16 protein-coding genes are annotated in these 19842 nt (G+C 62.7%); 6 read left to right on the top strand and 10 right to left on the bottom strand.

The features are described from left to right. Positions 1-79 precede the first annotated feature (79 nt). A complete protein-coding gene (locus tag BL8807_RS09330) occupies positions 80-1492 on the top strand; it encodes an aminotransferase-like domain-containing protein (protein WP_072726137.1) in 1413 nt (470 codons plus the stop codon). Between the two features lie 86 nt (positions 1493-1578). Here the strand turns inward: BL8807_RS09330 and BL8807_RS09325 are convergent, their stop codons facing one another. From BL8807_RS09325 to BL8807_RS09295, 7 genes are all read right to left on the bottom strand, one after another. Continuing rightward, complete coding sequence (locus tag BL8807_RS09325) at positions 1579-3063, bottom strand: ATP-binding protein (RefSeq protein WP_205408863.1); 1485 nt, start codon at positions 3061-3063, stop codon at positions 1579-1581. Positions 3064-3215: 152 nt separating this feature from the next. After that, positions 3216-4067 carry a translation elongation factor Ts gene (gene tsf, locus BL8807_RS09320; RefSeq protein ID WP_072726141.1) on the bottom strand — a complete coding sequence of 284 codons (852 nt, stop codon included), beginning with the start codon at positions 4065-4067 and terminating at the stop codon, positions 3216-3218. A 79-nt stretch (positions 4068-4146) separates the two neighbouring features. Beyond that, positions 4147-4974 carry a 30S ribosomal protein S2 gene (rpsB, locus tag BL8807_RS09315; protein WP_072726143.1) on the bottom strand — a complete coding sequence of 276 codons (828 nt, stop codon included), beginning with the start codon at positions 4972-4974 and terminating at the stop codon, positions 4147-4149. Positions 4975-5320: 346 nt separating this feature from the next. After that, entirely contained in the window at positions 5321-5806 is a 486-nt protein-coding gene (def, locus tag BL8807_RS09310; protein WP_072726145.1) for a peptide deformylase, read from the bottom strand. 3 nt (positions 5807-5809) lie between these two features. After that, a complete protein-coding gene (locus tag BL8807_RS09305; protein WP_072726147.1) occupies positions 5810-7915 on the bottom strand; it encodes an AMP-dependent synthetase/ligase in 2106 nt (701 codons plus the stop codon). An 85-nt stretch (positions 7916-8000) separates the two neighbouring features. Next, entirely contained in the window at positions 8001-8525 is a 525-nt protein-coding gene (locus tag BL8807_RS12040; protein WP_226847325.1) for a hypothetical protein, read from the bottom strand. Positions 8526-8650: 125 nt separating this feature from the next. Next, on the bottom strand, positions 8651-9775 hold the full coding sequence (locus BL8807_RS09295) for a GuaB3 family IMP dehydrogenase-related protein (RefSeq protein ID WP_072726149.1): 1125 nt from the start codon (positions 9773-9775) through the stop codon (positions 8651-8653). Between the two features lie 139 nt (positions 9776-9914). Between BL8807_RS09295 and BL8807_RS09290 the strand changes: the two genes are divergently transcribed. Next, positions 9915-11135: an NADP-dependent isocitrate dehydrogenase gene (locus tag BL8807_RS09290; RefSeq protein ID WP_072726151.1), complete on the top strand. Its 1221-nt coding sequence runs from the start codon at positions 9915-9917 to the stop codon at positions 11133-11135. A gap of 164 nt (positions 11136-11299) precedes the next feature. Then, positions 11300-12967 (top strand): substrate-binding domain-containing protein, encoded by a 1668-nt coding sequence (locus tag BL8807_RS09285; RefSeq protein ID WP_072726153.1) that lies wholly within the window; start codon positions 11300-11302, stop codon positions 12965-12967. Here the strand turns inward: BL8807_RS09285 and BL8807_RS09280 are convergent, their stop codons facing one another. Continuing rightward, positions 12968-14779 (bottom strand): AMP-dependent synthetase/ligase, encoded by a 1812-nt coding sequence (locus BL8807_RS09280; RefSeq protein WP_072726155.1) that lies wholly within the window; start codon positions 14777-14779, stop codon positions 12968-12970. A gap of 76 nt (positions 14780-14855) precedes the next feature. Then, on the bottom strand, positions 14856-15578 hold the full coding sequence (locus tag BL8807_RS09275) for a M23 family metallopeptidase (RefSeq protein WP_226847323.1): 723 nt from the start codon (positions 15576-15578) through the stop codon (positions 14856-14858). A gap of 452 nt (positions 15579-16030) precedes the next feature. On the opposite strand from BL8807_RS09275, the gene BL8807_RS09270 reads away from it, so the two are divergent. Continuing rightward, positions 16031-16978, top strand: a complete 948-nt coding sequence (locus BL8807_RS09270) for a tyrosine-type recombinase/integrase (protein ID WP_072726158.1) — start codon at positions 16031-16033, stop codon at positions 16976-16978. A gap of 67 nt (positions 16979-17045) precedes the next feature. On the opposite strand, the gene BL8807_RS09265 is transcribed toward BL8807_RS09270, so the two are convergent. Continuing rightward, the gene (locus tag BL8807_RS09265; protein ID WP_072726160.1) at positions 17046-17930 is read right to left on the bottom strand and encodes a Fic family protein; all 885 of its coding nucleotides are present in this window, start codon (positions 17928-17930) and stop codon (positions 17046-17048) included. A gap of 347 nt (positions 17931-18277) precedes the next feature. Here BL8807_RS09265 and abiEi point away from each other — a divergent pair, with 347 nt between their 5' ends. Both abiEi and BL8807_RS09255 read left to right on the top strand, forming a co-directional pair. Beyond that, positions 18278-18820 carry a type IV toxin-antitoxin system AbiEi family antitoxin gene (gene abiEi / locus BL8807_RS09260; RefSeq protein WP_072726162.1) on the top strand — a complete coding sequence of 181 codons (543 nt, stop codon included), beginning with the start codon at positions 18278-18280 and terminating at the stop codon, positions 18818-18820. Continuing rightward, positions 18807-19760 carry a nucleotidyl transferase AbiEii/AbiGii toxin family protein gene (locus tag BL8807_RS09255; RefSeq protein ID WP_072726164.1) on the top strand — a complete coding sequence of 318 codons (954 nt, stop codon included), beginning with the start codon at positions 18807-18809 and terminating at the stop codon, positions 19758-19760. The genes abiEi and BL8807_RS09255 overlap by 14 nt, the downstream gene beginning before the upstream one ends. The last annotated feature ends 82 nt before the right edge of the window (positions 19761-19842 follow it).

Below are 19842 nucleotides of genomic sequence, written 5' to 3'. Positions count from 1 at the left end.
CCGCATGTCGACTGCATCATACGGTTATATTCCATACAATTAAGAACGAGAATTGTATGGAATACATTAGGAGGCCGTTATGCCGCGACACGATGCGCTGTGGGCTTCCGCGCTCTCCTGGAAGCCGGATCGAAGCGGTCTGAAACGCCCGATCTACGCGTCGCTCGCCGAGCAGTTGGAACGCGACATCGCGGACGGCTCGCTCGCCCCGGGCGTGCGACTGCCGTCGCAGCGCGATCTGGCCGACTATCTGGGCATCAATTTCACCACGGTCACCCGCGCCTACCGTCTATGCGAGCTGAAAGGACTGCTGTACGCGACCACCGGCAGCGGAACCTTCGTGGCACCCAACGCGGCGAGGTCGGCCACCATATCGACCGCGAACCTCGCGCGGGAAAGCATCGACCTGGGATTCGTCGGGTCCTTCGAATCCTGCAACGCGATGGTCGCGGACGCCATCGCCTCCGTGGCGAGGAACAGGCACGTCCCGCAACTGCTCGACTACGACCATCCGACGGGCATGCCGCACCATAAGGCCGCGGGCGTCGACTGGCTGCGCGGCATCGGCCTGCGAACCGACACCGACCATCTGGCCATCGTGTCGGGAACGCAGAACGGACTCGCGCTGGCGCTCATAGCCTTGTTCGAGCCCGGCGACCGCATCGCCGTGGACACCTACACCTATGCGAATTTCATCGAGCTGGCGAAGACGCTCCATATCCAGCTCGCGCCCATCGCGGCGGACGACGAAGGCATGCGGGCGGATGAGCTGGAGGCGCAGCACGGACTCAACCCCGTGCAGGGCGTTTTTCTGATGCCGTCCTGCTGCAATCCCACGACGGCGATGATCTCCGAACGACGGAAGAGGGAGTTGGCGGACGTCATCGCGAGACATCGGCTGATTCTGATCGAAGACGACATCCATGCCCTGTTCACGGCCGGCGTCGTCGCGGATTACCAAGGCCCGATGGCGCGGCTGGTTCCGGAGCGGACGATATATCTGTGCGGCACCTCGAAGCCGATCTGCTCCGGTCTGCGCGTCGCGTATCTCGTCTATCCGGACGAATTCCGCGAGCGGATCCTGCAGGCGCTGTTCAACGTGAACGTGAAGACATCCTCGCTGGACGCGGAGATCATCAGCGAACTGATCGCCTCCGGAACGGCGAACGAGATCATTCACCGGAAGCGTGATCTGCTGGCCGAAACGAATGCGCTGTTCCGTGGTTTCTTTCCGGATGCGCCGGATTTCGGCCATCCGCTCAGCTTCTACCGTTGGCTGCCGATAGACGACCAACGGGACGGCGCGCGGATCGAAAAGGAACTCCAGAAAGCGGGAGTGCGCGTCTACCATTCCGATCGTTTTCTGTCGGGCCCACGCCAGGAACGGCGATATCTGCGGATCGCCCTTTCCACGGCCGGAACACCGGAACGCCTCGCCAAAGGTCTGTCGATTCTTTCGGACTATCTGTCGGACAATCGGCCGCTTGTCTAGCGCGGCCGTATGCGGATGAGGCGCGTTCCGCGTTCTTCCACGAGCGGAGAATCACCGTCATCGAAGCGTTCGGGGAGATCGACCGGTCACGAGGCATCGCCGCCATCCAAAAGCCACTTCCATGCGGGGACGATGTGTATGGTGCCCGATGAAACATGTTCGTCCGATTCCTCGTCCATGGTCACCACCGTCGACTCGGATATTCCATAACGTCTCATGGCTGAGTCCAGAGCCGACAGCTCGCGGGACCGGGTTTTCGCGTCCGCCATGTCCACGCTGACCTGCACCAACCGATAGGCATCCATCAGCATGGCGTCCCCCACCACAAAATCGACTTCATGCCGGGAACCGCCATCCTCGACAAACAATCGGGACACCGCGCCTTTACGCGCGTAGGTCGCGCCGCGGCGAAGCTTATCGTATACCGCCGTTTCCAAGCGCTGACCCGCATCCACGGTGGAGGCGGGGGCGAATGCGGCGAACATGCCGGGATCGACGGCGTAGATTTTCGACACGGAACGCGGATTGTCGGCGATGGCGCGGGACAGCTCGCCCACCGGAAACACCAGAAACGCGTCCTCGTAGTACGCCAACAGGTTGCCCAGCGTCTCACGAGAAACGGAAACCCCGCGGCTTCTGATATCGCCATACACCTTGTTCACGGAAAGTTCCCTGCCGGACGAGGCCAGACAACGCGCGACGAACATCGAAGCCACACGCGGATTCCTCAACCCATACCGCTCCACAACATCCAGGGCGACGGTGCGATACGCGTACTCCTGCAACAGCAGCATGCCCTCCGAGGGGCTCAACCGCAACGGCGCGATGAAACCGCCGCGATTCAGATATTCCACACACGCATGTCTCAGGTCGGCCTGAGCACTCGATGAGAAGCCATCGCCGAATGGCACGCCCGTCACACCGCGGAATCGCGCGAACTCCGAAAAACTCAAGGGGAACATCTCCCGCGATAGCGCGCGTCCACGAAATTCGCTCGACAGTTCGGCGGACAGCATCTTCGACGAGGCCCCCGTCACATAGACGGTCGCCTTGGTTCCATCCACCACGCGGCGCAGAAACGCACCCCAATCGTCGACCTCTTGGATCTCGTCAAAAAACAGGAACGCGCCGTCCCTCTTCGCATCAGGGTGCATCGCGAAGAACGTGTCAAGCACGTCGGCCAACAGGCCCGGCGAATACGGCTTGAGACGTTCATCCTCGAAATTGAAGTACATCAACGACGAGCGCGGATAACCCGCATCAAGAATGGCCCGCATCTCCTGATAGAGGCGGTAGGTCTTCCCGCAACGCCGCGTCCCCACCACCACGTTCACCAGATTGCCGCGCGCCGGTGACTGCACGTCCCCCAATGACAGATCACGCTCGAATACCTGCGGAATGCCTTCCTGCTCGAAGTCGAGCAGTTTTTCTTGCACTATGGCATTGACTGGCATAACCGGCCTCCCGTCTGTTCGACAAACAAGAATCGAATTAGGTTCTTGTCTTCTTGGAAGACAAGAATACCATAAATCTTGTCTTCCACGAAGACAAGATTTATTCCATCGAATCAAACGACATATTCCGCCGTGCCGCCCGACGTATCCGTATCAACGAGGACCGCAAACGCCTCGTTTTGGCATAGCAAAGGCCGCGCACCCGAATCGGGATGCGCGGCCGAATGCGTATTGTTCAGTCGGTTATGACCGAAGACGGCGAGTCAGGCTCACTCCTCTTCGCCCTTGCCGACCTCGACGCGGGCGAAGGCCACGGCCTTGCCGCCCACTTCCTTGAACAGGTCGCCGACGGTCTTGGACGGATCCTTGACGTAGGACTGCTCAAGCAGCACGCTCTCCTTGTAGAAGGCGTTGAGACGGCCTTCGACGATCTTGGGAACGATCTGCTCCGGCTTGCCCTCGGCGAGGGACTTCTCGGTGGCGACGCGACGCTCGGACTCGACCACATCGGCCGGAACGTCCTCGCGGGTCAGCCACTGGGCGCCCATCGCGGAGATCTGCAGCGCGGCCTCGTGCGCGACGGCGGCGCCGGCCTTGTCGGTGGCGATCATCGCGACGATGCTCGGCGGCATCTCGGCGGACTTCTTGTGGGCGTAGACCTCGACGTGCTCGCCGGAGATCTTCGCGAACTGGCCGACCTTGACGTGCTCGCCGAACAGGGCGGCGGCCTCCTCGACGGCCTCCTTCACGGTGGCGTCGCCGACCTTGGCGGCCAGCAGCTCGGCGGCGGATTCGGCGTTCGCCTCGACGGCGTAGCCGAGCACCTCGTCGGTGAACTCGACGAACTTCGGGGTCTTGGCCACGAAGTCGGTCTCGGAGTTCAGCTCGACGGCGTAGCCGGTCTGGCCTTCGGCGGTCTCGACGACCTTGGAGCCGATGGTGCCTTCCTGGGCCTTGCGGCCTTCGCGCTTGCCGGCGGCGGCGATGCCCTTGGCGCGGATGATCTCCTTGGCGCGGGCGACGTCGCCTTCGGCCTCGGTGAGGGCCTTCTTGACGTCCATCATGCCGGCGCCGGTGTCTTCACGCACCTGCTTGATCAGAGCGGCGGTAATTGCTGCCATGTGTTTGTCTCCCTTGTTGAAAGTGTGATTGTCCCGTAAACCGGGAGGCGCTTCACACGCCTCCCATTCACGGTCGGATTCACTCGGCCTTCTCGGCCTCGGTGGACTCGGCTTCGACGGCTTCCTCGGCGGGAGCGGCCTGGTTCTCCAGGAGCTCCTTCTCCCAAGCGGCCATCGGCTGCTCGGCGGTCTCGCCTTCGGCCTTGGTGGCCTTGCCGGAACGTTCGATGAGGCCCTCGGCGACCGCGTCAGCCATGAGGCTGGTCAGCAGTTCGATGCCGCGGATGGCGTCATCGTTCGCCGGAATCGGGTACTCGACGGCTTCCGGATCGGTGTTGGTGTCGACGATGGCGATGACCGGGATGCCCAGCTTGTGGGCTTCCTCGACGGCCAGCGCCTCCTTGTTGATGTCGACGACGAACATCGCGGACGGCGTGCGGGTCATGTTGCGGATACCGCCCAGCTGCTTGTTGAGCTTGTCCTTCTCGCGCTCGAGCAGCAGCAGTTCCTTCTTGGTCAGGCCGGAGCCGCGCACGTCGGAGAAGTCCATCTCCTCAAGTTCCTTGAGGCGGTTGACGCGCTTGGACACGGTCTGGAAGTTGGTCAGCATGCCGCCGAGCCAACGCTCGGAGACGTAGGGCATGTTCACGCGGACGGCCTGGTTGGACACGGCCTCCTGGGCCTGCTTCTTGGTGCCGACGAAGAGCACGGTGCCGTTGTGGGCCACGGTGGTCTTGATGAAGTCGTACGCCTTGTCGATCATGTCGAGCGACTTGAACAGGTTGATGATGTGGATGCCGTTGCGCTGGGTGAGGATGAACTGCTTCATCTTCGGGTTCCAGCGGCGGGTCTGATGGCCGAAGTGCAGGCCGGCCTTCAGCATGTCGCTCATAGCGATCTGAGCCATGGTAATGCTACCTTTCATTGTCGGTTCTTGCCTGGCCATGCGCACCTGCGTGCAGCGTCGCTCCCTTTCGGGAGGTCAGCCGACCGACACAGGCCGTCGCGGACATGGCGCGATATGCGTGCGTGCCGGTAGGGATCAGTTGGGTGGCCCCGAACGCCTGCGACCGCGCCCGGAAACCGGGGTGGCACACACAAGTTCCCACAGTAGCATAAAACCCCGCCATTGGGACGGGGTTTTGATGAGATGCCTCGACTCCGCTCGGCATGACGGAAAAGTCCGATACGCCAAGCGACATCCGACACGGTGATGCGCCCCCGAATGTCGGAATCGCCCTATGGCGGAAAACTCACTTGGCGTGTTCGCGCATGTATTTGAGCGCGGCGCGGCGCTCCTCCTTCTCCAGACGGTCGAGGTAGACATGGCCGTCGAGATGGTCGCATTCATGCTGAAGCATGCGCCCCATCAATCCATGCCCTTCGAGCACGACCGGCTTGCCGTCGAGGTCGATGCCGCGCACGCGCGCGTAGTCGGCGCGGCGGGTCTTGTACCACAGGCCGGGCACGGACAGGCATCCCTCGTCGCCGTACTGCTCGCCGCTGGTCTCCTCGAGCACCGGGTTGAGCACATAGCCCACCTTGCCGTCGATGTTGTAGGAGAAGGCGCGAAGGTTCACGCCGATCTGGTTGGCGGACAGGCCCGCCCTCCCGGGATCGTCCACGGTTTCGACAAGGTCGTCGACCAGGCGGCGCACGGCCGGGGTGATCTCCTTGATCTCGTCGCAAGGCGTGCGCAGCACGGGATCGGGTACGACACGAATCTCACGGATTGCCAAAACTCACTGCTCCTCATTGGTCGCGCCGGCCGCGTCGTCGGCGGCGGGCAGGTCCTCAGCTCCGCCGGCGGCCGGGGCGTCGTCATCCGCCTCGAATCCGTCCGGCTGCTGCTTCTTGATCTTCTCCGACACGGTAGCAAGCGAATCCGACACGCTGGCGCGCGTGCGCTCGTACGCCTGCCGCATCTTCGGGCTCATGTTCTCCGAGGCCTGCTTGACCGATTCGCTCATCTGCTGCACCGTCTCCGTGGTGCGGTCGATGATCCTCGCGGTGGCCGGCACCGGCCTTGAGGAGGCCTTGGGCGCATACAGCTCGCTCTCGATCAGATCGGCGTAGCGGGCGAGCACCTTCGGGCGGACCATCTTCATGCTCGGCGTGAGCGTGCCGGCCTCCTGGGTGAACTCCTCGTCGAGGATGACGAATTTGCGCACCGATTCGGCGCGCGACACGTTCGCGTTCGCCAAATCGATGTATTGCTGGATGAACGCGCGCACCGCGTCGCTTTGCGCGACCTCGGACATCGACATATCCGCGTTGAGCCCCTGCGAGCCCAGCCACGAGCGCGTCATCTCGTCGTCGAGTTCGACCAACGCCGCGATGAACGGCTTGCCGTCGCCCACGACGACCGTGTGGGAGATGATCGGGCAGGTGTTGATCACGTCCTCCATGGGAGCCGGGCTGACGTTCTTGCCGCCCGCGGTGATGATGATGTCCTTCTTGCGTCCGGTGATGGTCACGAAGCCGTTCTCGTCGATGACGCCCAGATCGCCGGAGCGGATCCATCCGTCCTCGGTCATGGCGGCGGCGGTGAGCTCGGGTTGCTTGTAGTAGCCGAGGAACACGTTGGGACCGGTGAGCAGCAGCTCGTCATCCTCTCCGAGACGCACGCCCATGCCCGGTCCCGGCTTGCCGACGGAACCGACCACGTTGTCGTCCTCCCAGTTGACGAGCATCGGGGCGGCCGTCTCGGTCATGCCATACCCCTGGATGAACGTGATGTCGTCCATGCCGTTGAAGAAATGCGCCAGGTCGGCGTTGAGCGGGGCGCCGCCGCACGCCAGGTACCTGAGGTTCGGCCCCAAGGCGGAACGCACCGAGGTGCCGACGGTCTGCATGTAGAACATGTGCCTGAGCCGCGCGATGGGGGAATGTCCCCCACCCGCCTGCTCATCCTTCGACCATTGGACGAAATGCGCGAACGCCCGGGCGAAGATGCGGCCTTTGATGCCGGCGCCCGCCTTCTGGGAGGCGGCGTTGTAGACCTTCTCGAACACACGCGGCACGCCCAGCAGATAGGTCGGCTTGAAGGAGCGCAGGTCGGCGAGCAGATGCTTGGCGCTGGGCACATAGCCCACCACGCCGTGCCCGCCGATGGCCACGTACTGGATGTAGCGCGCGAAGCAGTGCGCCAGCGGCAGGAACAGCAGCAGACGGTTCGGCTGGTAGAGCACGTTGTTGAGGATCTCATAGCCGTTGTGGACGATATGGGTGAAGTTGCGGTGCGAGAGCATCGCCCCCTTCGGCTTGCCCGTGGAGCCGGAGGTGTAGACGATGGTGGACAGGTCGTCCGCTTTGACGCGCGCGATGGCACGGTCGAGCTCGTCGTCGTCCACCCGTTCGCCGAAGTCGGCCACCGCGTCGAGTCCGTCCGCTTTGAAATTGAACACGTATGCGAGATGCGCGCGGTCGGCCCGGATCTGCTCGAGGGTCTGGGCATGGTCGTAATCGCCGGCGAACGCGATCAACGGCATGGTGTCGTCAATGATGGAGGCCGCCTGTTTCGCGGAATCGGTCTCGTAGATCGGCACGCTCACAGCGCCGATGGCGGCGCATGCGAAGTCGACCACGCCCCACTCATAGCATGTGGCCGAGTAGACGGCCACCATGCTGCCGGGCTTGGCGCCCAATCCCATCAGACCTTTGGCGACGGCACGCACGCGCGAGAGCATCTGCCCTGCGGTCACGTCCCGCCACTGACGGGTCTCGCCATCCTGCCACTGGGCGATGAGGTCGTCGGGATCCGCTTCGGCCCGGTTGGCCAGCAAGGCGAAAATCGTGTCTTCCTCGGTGGTGATGTACCGGGGATCGGAGATATATTCACGCAACATACGCACCACTATAGGCCGTATCGGGCTCGGCGGCACGCTGCCGCGCCGCCGGCCCCCGTCGCGCGCGTGCGGCGGACGGCTCGCTTCAGCCGAGGTCGGCGTAGGTGCACATCCACCTCGAGCCGATCATCTCGAATTTCATATTCGCCAGATACGCGTCGCGGCCGATGGTCAGTTGCACGGCCGTCTCCAAGGTGTCGTCGCTGATCAGCATGCCGGTGATCCAGTGCGGGATGGCGGGAAGATAGCAGAACCGCGCCTTCAGTTCGGGATGGGTGAGCATATGGGTGTCGACCAGATACGCCATGGTCTGCAGACGGTCCATGCATTGCGAGGTCATGGCCCGGTGCAGATGCTCGACGTTGATCTTGCCGCGCACCGCATCCGTCGCATAGCAGACGACGCGGCACGACGACATCGCCAACGAATGGCATTCGGCGTCGTTCGGCCCTCCGTGGAAGGTGCGGGCGATATGGTACTTCACCGGGCGTTCGGACAGCTCGGTGACGATGAACCCGTCGCTTGCGGGAATGGGACGGCGTTCGCGAATGGGCAGAATCCCACTGGCGTCGTTATCGTTCTGGATGGAGTCATGGTTGTACTGCTGCACGGGTTCTTTCCCTTCTCTACTCAACGCCGTCATCGTTGGCGGCTATGCATCAGCACAACACAACAGGAGCGTCCAGTCAAGCCGACCGGACGCTCCTGTGCATAAGTGGATAACCGTGGATAACTTCAGAGTATGGAGTTGGGGTTCACCACCATGCCGCAACGCTGGAAGTTCTTCACGTCGATGTATCCCGTCGACGCCATCGCGCGACGCAGCGCGCCGACGAAGTTGGTGGTGCCGTCCGCCACATGGCTGGGACCGAACAGGATCCGCTCCAGAGGACCGACCGTGCCCACCGTGGTGCGGTAGCCGCGCGGCAGGGTCTGGTGACGGGCCTCCGCGCCCCAATGCGTGCCTTTGCCCGGCGCTTCGGACGCGCGCGCGAGCGGCGCGCCCAGCATCACGGCGTCCGCGCCCAGAGCCAACGCCTTGACGAAGCTACCGGAATCGCCCATGCCGCCGTCGGCGATGACCTGCACGTAGCGGCCGCCGGACTCGTCCATATAGTCGCGTCGGGCCTCGGCCACGTCGGCGATCGCGGTGGCCATCGGCGCCTGCACGCCGATGGTCTGGCGGGTGGCGGACACGGCGCCGCCGCCGAACCCGACGAGCACGCCGGCCGCGCCGGTGCGCATCAGATGCAGCGCGGCGGTGTAGTTGGCGGCGCCGCCCACGATCACCGGCACGTCGAGATCGTAGATGAACTTCTTCAGGTTCAACGGCTCATGCCCCATCGACACATGTTCGGCGGACACCACGGTGCCGCGGATCACGAACAGGTCGACGCCCGCCTCGACGACGGTCGAATAGAACTGCTGGGTGCGCTGCGGGGAGAGCGCGCCGGCCACCGTGACGCCGGCGTCGCGGATCTCATGCAGGCGACGGGTGATGAGCTCCGCCTTGATCGGCTCCGCGTAGATCTCCTGGATGCGCGCGGTGGCGCGTTCCGCCGGCAGATTCGCGATCTCGTCCAGCAGCGGGGTCGGATCGTCGTAGCGGGTCCACAGGCCTTCGAGGTCGAGCACGCCGAGCGCGCCGAGACGCCCCATGGCGATGGCGGTCGCGGGACTCGTCACCGAATCCATGGGCGCGCCGATCACCGGCACGTCGAACTCATAGGCGTCGATCTGCCACGAGGTCGACACATCCTCGCTGTCGCGCGTGCGACGGGAGGGAACGATGGCCACATCGTCCAACGAATACGCGAGACGGGCTTTTTTGCCCAAACCGATTTCAATTTCCTGAGACATGGCTTCTAGGCTAATGCGCGGCGCAGACGGGGACAAGTCCGCGCCGACGGTGTCCACATAGCCGAACGCGGGCACGTTCCGTTTACAAACATGCGCTATGAATAGCCCTAAGACCCCACGCACCCATAGAGGAGGAAGCATGGCCAAAATCAAGGTCGAAGGCACGGTCGTCGAACTCGACGGCGACGAAATGACCCGCGTCATCTGGAAGGACATCAAGGATCGCCTGATCCTGCCCTATCTCGATGTGGATCTGGAATACTACGATCTGGGCATCGAGAACCGCGACGCCACCGACGACCAGGTGACGATCGATTCGGCCGAGGCCATCAAGAAGCATCATGTGGGCGTCAAATGCGCCACCATCACGCCCGACGAGGCGCGCGTCAAGGAGTTCGGCCTCAAGAAGATGTGGAAGTCCCCCAACGGCACCATCCGCAACATCCTCGGCGGCACGATCTTCCGCGAGCCGATCGTGATGAGCAACGTGCCGCGTCTGGTGCCCGGCTGGACCAAGCCGATCGTCGTGGCCCGCCACGCCTTCGGCGACCAGTACAAGGCCACCGACTTCAAGGTGCCGGGGGCGGGCCGCCTCACCGTCACCTTCACCCCCGATGACGGCTCCGAGCCGATCGAGCACGTGGTCTACGACTATCCGGCCGAAGGCGGCGTGGCCCAGGTGCAGTACAACGTGAACGAATCCATCCGCGGCTTCGCGCGCGCCTGCTTCAACTACGGCCTGCTGCGCCACTACCCGGTGTACCTCTCCACGAAGAACACGATCCTCAAGGCCTACGACGGCCAGTTCAAGGACATCTTCGCCGAGGTCTTCGAAACCGAGTACAAACAGCGCTTCGAAGCCGAGGGACTGACCTACGAGCACCGCCTCATCGACGATATGGTCGCCAGCTCGCTCAAGTGGAGCGGCGGATACGTGTGGGCCTGCAAGAACTACGACGGCGACGTGCAGTCCGACACGGTGGCCCAAGGCTTCGGCTCGCTCGGCCTGATGACCTCCGTGCTCATGACCCCGGACGGACAGACCGTCGAGGCCGAGGCCGCGCACGGCACCGTGACCCGCCACTACCGCCGCTGGCAGGCGGGCGAGAAGACCTCCACCAACCCGATCGCCTCCATCTTCGCTTGGACCGGCGGCCTGCGCCACCGCGCCAAGCTCGACGGCACCCCCGAGGTCGCGCATTTCGCCGACACGCTGGAGCAGGTGATCGTCTCCACCGTCGAATCCGGCCGTATGACCAAGGATCTGGCCACGCTGATCGGCCCCGACCAGGCATGGCTCGACACCGACGGATTCATGAACGCGCTGGACGAGGAGCTCGCGAAGGCGCTCGCCGCATAATCCTCCCCGAGAAGACCCGCATTCAGGCCTGAATATCCCGTAAGGACACCCGGATATTCGGGCCTTTTGCATACTCCAGCGACTACAATCGGCAAGCAGCATCGCAACAAGGCATCGCGACACGCGATACGCCGACCAGCCGCTTCGGAAAGGACCATCCTCGCATGACCACGCGCCATCCCTCGTTCGCAGCACGTCTTACCGCGCTTATGGCGGCGGCCGGCCTGCTCATCGGATTGGGGGCGTGCTCGTCGGCGGATGACGGGCAATCCGAGAATCCCGACCCTTCGAACACCACGGTCTCCACCGGAGCCGAAGACGGCGCCGTCGCCATCTTCACCCCAGCGGACGGCATCACCATCTCCCAACACACCCCATTGAACAAGTGGGCGAAACTGGTGCCGGAGATCACCGACGCGCTGGAAGCCGAGGGCATGAGCGGGGATCGAATCGAATCCTTCACCTCCGATTCGCTGGATCGGCAAAGCCGGGCCGTGCAGGATTACGTGGTCGACCATCTCTCCGCGGATGGGGACGATGACGTCGAGGCGCAGCACACCACACTATTGGTGGCGCCGGTGGTGCAGACAGACGACTCCACCAGGCAATACGGCGACTACATCCGTCAGGAGCTGGCTCATGACGATGAAGACACCGACGGCGCGGCCGACGGCACCGACGCCGATTCGTCAGAAGACGATAACGATACCGCCGATGGCTCCGACGCATCCGGGGAGTCCCTCGAAACCGACGAAGCGGATCCCGAGGAATCCGAATCCGAGCGGGTCGCCGAGGAGAACCGTCAGGCCGCCGACCGATTGGTATCCGCGCTGCGGCTTGCCCAGGAGTCGGGCATGCATGTGGTGCTGATGGCCAACACCATCGAGGGATACGCCCCCGACGCGTTCGTCTCGTTCAGCGACGCGCGGTCCATCGGACAACTGCAGGCCCAAAATCTCGCGGCCAAGCTTGAACTCGACAAAGTCAGCAAAGACAATCCCAAATACGTCGAGGTGATGCTGCCGTACGATCCGCAACCCTCTTCGACGAACGGCGACGAAACCGACACCGACTCGTCCGCCACATTCGCCCAAGAGGCGTTCGCAGGCATATGGAGCGTGCTGGGACCATATTTCGAATCCGGCGTGCTGCGCAGCCCGTCGGGGATCCTCACCGCGTCAAGCACCGCCGATGACTGGAGTCTGGTCGCCTACGACGCCTCCGAAGACAATGCAACCGGCAGCGAGCTCGCCAACCGCTTGGACGTGGAGAACAGCGATTCCGGACACACCCGCATCGACGGTGTGATCGCCATGAACGATTATGTGGCCTCCGACGTGATCGACGAACTGGAGGCGTTGGGATATACCGGTTCCGCCGCCGATATCAATCCGTCGATCACCATTTCCGGCATCGTCGACAACATCACCGGAAAGAAGGATCTCGCCCGCGAAGCCGTGCCCGATCCCATCAAAGCCCCCGATACGGATGATGCCGACGCCGATACGCGGGATGAGGCGGAACGCGACGCGCAATGGCCGCTGGTCACCGGATATGGCGCGTATGTGGACAGCATGCCGGATCTGGTCAGCGGCAAGCAGTGGATGACCGGTCTGGAGGACCGCAAGACGTTGGCCGAAGACACCGCTCGGGCCTGCGTGCTGCTGAACACCGGAAAAACCTTGGACGATATGGAATCGGTGAGCACCACGACCATCGCGGATAAGGAAACGCCGACCATCAGCGAAAGCCTGCTGGCGGTCAGCGCATCCAATCTCAAGGCCGAGCTCATCACGCCCGGCTATATCACCATGGCCGAAGCCGGCCTGTGATCACTTCTTGCCCGCGTAGATCACCGTGTCGATGAGCTCGCGGTAATGCTCGGTGATCGCGGCGCGACGGGCCTTCAGACTCGGGGTCACCATGCCGTTGTCCTCGGTGAACTCGTCGGGCACGATTTCGAACTTGCGGATGGATTCGGCGCGGGAGACCAGCTCGTTGGCGGCGTTCACGGCGCGTTCCACCTCGGCGTAGACGATCGGGTTCCTCGCCGCCTGGGCGAGATCCTCCATCTCGGTGGCACCCTGGGCTTTGAGCCAGGTGTTGGTCTCCGCCAGGTCCAAGGCCACGATGGCCGCGATGAACGGCCTGCGGTCGCCGAGCACCACGCACTGGTTCACCACCGGCGAGGTCATCACGGAGGCCTCCAGCAGACCCGGAGAGACGTTCTTGCCGCCCGCGGTGATGATCAGATCCTTCTTGCGGCCGGTGACCGTCACGAAGCCCTCATCGTCCAATTCGCCCAGATCGCCGGTGTGCAGCCAGCCGTCGACGATCTGCTGCGCGGTGACATCGGGCTGGTTGTGGTAGCCCGCGCACACCTGAGGGCTTTTGAAGCACAGTTCGCCATCCTCGGCGATGCCCACGGTCACGCCCTGCAGGGGCAGTCCGATGGTGCCGATCTTGTATCCTTCCGTGGGGTTCACATTGGTCGGCGCGCAGGTTTCGGTCATACCGTAGCCTTCCAGCAACGGAAGTCCCACGCCGTTGAAGAAATGCGCGATGGACGAGTCGAGCGGCGCGCCGCCGGACACGGCGTATTCCACATGGCCGCCGAACACGCTCATGATGGAGGAATAGACCAGCTTGTCGTACACCGCATGCCGCAGACTCAGCAGCATCGGCATCTTCTCTCCGGACTGCTGCACCGCGGACCATTCCTTGGCCGTGGCGGTGGCGTTCGCGAAGATGCGTCCCTTGATGCCCGAGCCGGCCTTCTGTGAGGCCGCGTTGTAGATCTTCTCGAAAATACGCGGTACGGCGAGGATGAAGGTGGGCTGGAAGCTGGCGAAATCGGCCAGAATGGTTTTCAGGTTGCTGGACAGGCCGAGCGAGACGTTGCCGGCGAAGCAGAAGAACTGCATGTAGCGCGCGAACACATGCGCGAGCGGCAGGAACAGCAGCAGGCGACGGTTCGGCTTCATCGCGATGTCGGGCATGGAGTTGATGCCGGAGTAGGTGATGAACACGAAGCTGCCATGGCTCAATTCGATGCCTTTCGGCGTGCCCGTGGAGCCGGAGGTGTACACGATGGTCGCCAGATCGCTTCCCTTCACCGCGCGTTCGCGTTCGTAGAACTCCTCGGTGGTCACGCCGCGGCCGTATTCCTCGATGGTGTCGACCGCACCGTAGTCGATCACATACACATCGTCGAGATCCGGGCATTCACCGCGTACCGACTCGATTTTGTCGCGTTGCGCGTCGTTTTCGGCGAAGGCCATTTTGACGCGGGAGTCGTTGAAGATCATGGCGACCTGCGCGGCCGAGTTGGTCTCATACACGGGCACGGTGAGCGCGCCGATCGACATGATCGCCATATCGAGCGCGGTCCATTCCCAGCGCGTCTTGGAGATCACGGACACGGCGTCCCCGGGCATGATGCCGCGCGCGATCAGTCCCTTGGCGATGGCGATCACCTTGTCGCGGAACTCCACGGCGGAGAACGACAGCCAGTCGCCGCCGTCTCCCTTGTATTCCACCAGCGAGTCCTCGGGCGTGCGCTCCACGCGGTGCTCGAGCACCGAGAAGATGTTCTGGTCGTAGTCGATGGGGGCCGCCAGCGGGCGGGTGTATTCCTTGAGCATGCTGCTCCTGTTCTCTTACGTTATGTTCCGTCTCGCATTGTATAACGACCCGGCGCTGAAGACGGCGGGATCACCGTTACGCGGCCGGTCGAGCGGTGGGCTTGAGGGCGATGACCGTACGCGCCGTATACGCGCTCGGATCCAGATAATCATCGGCTCCGCGCCGAAGCCCCCAATGCACGCACCTGTTCCCGCAATGATCGGAGTCTCCGCCCGCCACGGCGAAATCCTCTCCCCGACGCACGCCCGAGCCGACCTTCAGGTCGGTGGTGGCCGGTTCGAAACTCGAGGTGATCGTGCCGTGTCGCACGCTGACCACATCCTTGCCCGCCACCACGCCGGCGAAACTCACCACGCCATCCGCGGGGGCGAGCAGCACCGTTCCCTCTTCGGCGAGCAAATCCACACCGCGATGGCCCGAGGCCCATGTCGCGGGAGGCCTGCGGAACTCCTGTTCGAGGCTGACCTGGGCCACCGGCCAATCGAACACGGCCTGGCATCGCGACTCGTCGGAGGAAACGGAGGCGCTTATATCGACCGCCATCACCGTGAAGGCGATGGGCATGGCCGACGCGCAGCCGTCGTGCTCATCGGCGAGCACGTGCCGACTCTGTCCCGCTCCAGAGGCAAGCATGCAGGCCAGCAGCAGCGCCATCGCGGCGAATATCGCCATGGCCGACGCCAAGGCGCGCCGCCGCTCCTCTTGGACTTGTCGGCGTTCGTATTCGAATCGTGTTTTTCTGGCGCGGCTTTGGTCGTGGCGTTCGCCGCAGCGCCCGATATATCGGTTCATCGTCATCGCTCCTTGGGGTCTCGCAGTGGATTCACGCATTCGTCGTGATGTCGTGATTCCACTGTGAGCAATGCGATGCTCCGTTGTCCACTCGAAACGGGTTATGTGGTTCCAGCCTCCGAGTTATCCACAATGCCGTTTCGAGGGTGTCGCAGCGCAAGACGCGCGCCGGCCGACCGATATTGGCCTGAAAACAAGAAAACCCCTGAGATTCAGGGGTTTATGGCTCCTGCGGCTGGGCTTGAACCAGCGACCGTCCGGTTCACAGTTCGGATTCGACGACGATCCGACCGGCGATTTCGAGATTTGGGAAAAGGAATTGACCGGAATTATGACGCTACCCTTACAGAACGAATAAACTTGTTCTCTCCCATATCGATTGGGGAGAGAAGGGATAAACCATAACCATTTCAAGGGAAGCGGTGCTGCTTCCCTTTTTTTGAGGAAGGAAGCATCCCATGCATAATTGGACAAATCGAAACAGCTACGGTTGCGAACACGCTCTACCTCAAGCCGAGTGGGCGCAATCTATAGACCAATGGCTTCTGGAGATGGAGGCGGTAGGACGCACAGCAGAGACTCTGAGAACGAGGTGGTATCAGATCTCACGCTTCTCACGCTTTGCCGATAAGCCAATGGATGCAGTGACCGGCAACGATGTCATCGCTTATTTTCTCAATGGCGCGGAAATGGATCTTGAGGCGAAGAGGAACATGAGGAGCTGCATCAAGATGTTTTATGTCTGGGCAATCAAGAACGGCCTCGCTTCGGCAAATCCAATCGACGAGGTGCCCATCATACCGATGCAGACCAAGGGCGGTCTCATTTGTCCTGAGCATGCGATCAATGAGGGCCTGAAATCCGATGATGAGGATGCCGTGCTTGCCATCATGTTCGGCGCTTGGATGGGGCTGCGACGGATCGAAATGACGCGAATCCACACCGAGCGTGACATCGAGGACAATCCTGAGGAGATGCGAATACTCGTACACGGCAAGGGCATCAAGGAACGGGTGCTTCCCGTTCCGGGCGAACTGGCGCGGAAGATCCGGCGTCGGCCGGCGGGCTGGTTGTTTCCCGGTCGATTCGAGGAGAACCCAGCCAGCGTCGATTACGTTGCGAAACGAATCAAAGCTGCCACCAGTTATCCCAGCCACTCATTACGTCGCCGTTTCGCAACCTTGGCCTATTACCGCACCGGATGCGACATTCTTCTCGTCTCGCAGATTCTCGGGCATGCGAACGTGGCGACGACCATGCGCTATATCGGGGTCAGACCGGACGAGATGCGGGACGCGGTCGAGTCCACGACAAGAACCGACACATATCAGCGGATGATGCAGGAACGGTTCGACCTCCGCCTGCCAAACATGACCATGCAGCGCTTGACGTTTGCCAAGCGCTGATATGAAAGAAAGACGCCGGGATTGTCCCGGCGTCTTGAAGTGTAAATCAATTCAAGGGTGCGGGCCCTTATCTCGCGAGTCCGCTGTTATTGACGCCAGACAAGTCGAGTTCTTGCCCGGCGCGCAAATCCGAGACGAGCCCCGCCACGTCCGTCTCCTCCTGGAACACGCAATCGGCGAGCACCCGGACGAACGGCAGAGGATTGCCGTCGACCTGCCAGGCTTCGAGGCTTTCCCCGTAGGTCCTTCCCGCGTCGTGCTTGATCGCCACGGGCTTGTATCCGGACGACATGAGCATCATATTCAACAGCTGACGGCCGGTCCGTCCGTTGCCATCGGCGAACGGATGGACGTTCTCGAACAAGGCGTGGAATCCAGCCGCGCGCAGAATTGGGTGGATGCCCTCGGCTCGAGCGGTCTCGCACAGCAGGTCGATGTCCTCGTGGATCTCCAGCGGGTCGGCTGTCTTCACCCGTGTGCCTAGGATGCGCGCGGTGTATCCGTATGGGCGGAAACGTCCGCGAAGGGTCGGCTGCACGTCCAGGGATGTGACCTCATGGATCTTCTGGATGATCTCCGTGTCGATGTCCCGTCCTTCTTCGACGAATCGTCGCACGTAGGCCATGCCGTCCGCGACGCCGCGCGCGGCGAAGATATACCGGGCAGGAGAATCGGTCGGAACGAACTCTCCCTCGAGGACCAGCTCGGTGTCCTCGAGAGTGAGCGTGGACCCTTCGATGGCGTTCGAGTTATACACATAACGGGCCATCCACTCCTTGCCGTAGTCTTCGACGGCGCTTTGCTCCACGCCGTCGAGCTCGCCCAACGAATCCCTGTACGACCGGGCTTCGCCCACCTTCGACAAAAGCTCCAATACCTCATTGTTCTCACCCAATGCAATCAAGGACTCGGGCAACGCCCGGATACGCTGAGTCAATGCTGGATTCGGCATGCGTCAGCCCCTTTCATAACGACCGTGGACGAGAGGACATTTCTAATACGATTCTACCGCCGGACTTCGCCAGTTCCGCCTCCGACGACCAAGGAGGGCGACGGCGGTGCCGCCCTCCCTGGACCTACCCCACCGCTGGGAACCATTCCCGGACCCTATGGCCCGGCCGCGACGGAGTACGGCCGGACGAAACCACGTAACGTCCACACGGGCTCGAGACGATAACGAACCGGGCCGCCGCGCCATCCGAACCACGGAGGGTTCGGCGTGCTCGCGGCGACTTGCCCCGTAACCGTCAACTGTACGTGAATTGTGCAAAAACACACAGTTCACGTACACTTACGGATATGAGGTTGAGCAAGGCGATCGAGACGCTGGCCCGGTGGGACGCGACGGGCAGGTACGTGTGGCTCAGACGCGACCTGCGCAAGGTGTTCGACGAGAACGAGGAGACCCTCAGCGACACCCTCGACCGGCTGGCAAAAGCCAACATCCTCACGCGCGCGGCGCGCGGCGTCTACGTGTACCGGCTCTCCGCGCACATCGGCGCGGGCACTCTGGACCTGATCGCCAGACATCTGCGACGCGGCGAGCTGACCTACGAGAGCCTGGAGAGCGCGCTGAGCGCCTACGGCGTCATCAGCCAGATCCCCATCGACCGACGCACCTACGTGACGACCGGACGCAGGGGCGAGTACGATACGCCATACGGCGTCATCGAGTTCACCCACACAAGCGTGGACAAGGCGCGCATCATCCCGGACCTCGTCACGGTCGAGGGCAGAGAACTGCCCGTCGCGTCCAAACGTTTGGCGTTGAGGAACCTGAAGGCCGCCGGTAGGAATATGGACCTGATCGATATGGAGGAGACCGACGATGAACGCCAATGAAGCCAGCCTCCGCGCACAGGCGGAATGGATCGCCGGCACGCAGGGACGTCGCGAGATGGTCGAGACCATCGAGAAGGAGCTGCTGCATTACGAGATCCTCGACGCCATGGACGCGGCCGGACTTCTCGATTCGCTCGTGTTCCAAGGAGGCACGTCGCTTCGGTTGTGCTACGGCGCGGAACGCTACAGCGAGGACCTCGACTTCGCAGGCGGCCGTGCGTTCGACCGCTCGAGCCTCGACCGGCTCGAGGAATGCGTGCGCGACGCGGTGGCCGGTAGATACCATGTGGCGACGCGCGTCAACGAACCGAAAAAGGACCGCCCCGACGATGGACTCGTGAGCACATGGCTCGTCATCGTGGACACCACGCCGCAAAGAAAGGACGTCCGTAGCCAGCGCATCAAGATCGAGGTCGCGTCCATCGACGCCCACGACCCCACGGTCCGTCCCCTGAGTGTGAACTACGACGGACTTCCGAACTCGTACTCCGACATGATGATCCGCGTGGAAAGCAGGGACGAGATCCTCGCCGACAAGATCGAGGCGTTCGTATGCTCGAGCCACACCAGATACAGGGACCTATGGGACCTCGCATGGTTGTCTCGGCAACCGGGCGTCGACCATGCCAACGCGGCCACGCTCCGCCGGATGAAGGCGGTCGACTACGACGAGATCGACAGATACGCGGAACGCCACCCGCTTGCCCTCCGCAGGATCGAGGAGGCGTTCGCGTCCGACGCCTTCGCCACCGAGATGAAACGGTTCCTCCCCGCCGAACGACTCGCCCGCACCATACGAAGGCCACTATGGCTCGAAGGCGCACGAGAGCAGCTCACACTCCTGTTCTCACAATATCCGCCGGAGGCCGGCACCGTTCCGCTCGATCCCGCCGATCCACTCAACGCTTTGGACTCCGACGCCGCGTCCCACACTCTTTGACGATTTCCCGAGCCAACGCCGAACGACACGATAGGGCGGACTCTATGAGGAGAGCCCGCCCGTCACACCGCTACCTCGTCAT

Source organism: Bifidobacterium lemurum, from assembly GCF_014898175.1.
Classification (GTDB): Bacteria; Actinomycetota; Actinomycetes; order Actinomycetales; family Bifidobacteriaceae; genus Bifidobacterium; species Bifidobacterium lemurum.
Note: the sequence above shows the minus strand (reverse complement) of the source record. Positions and strands in the feature narration are given on the sequence as shown.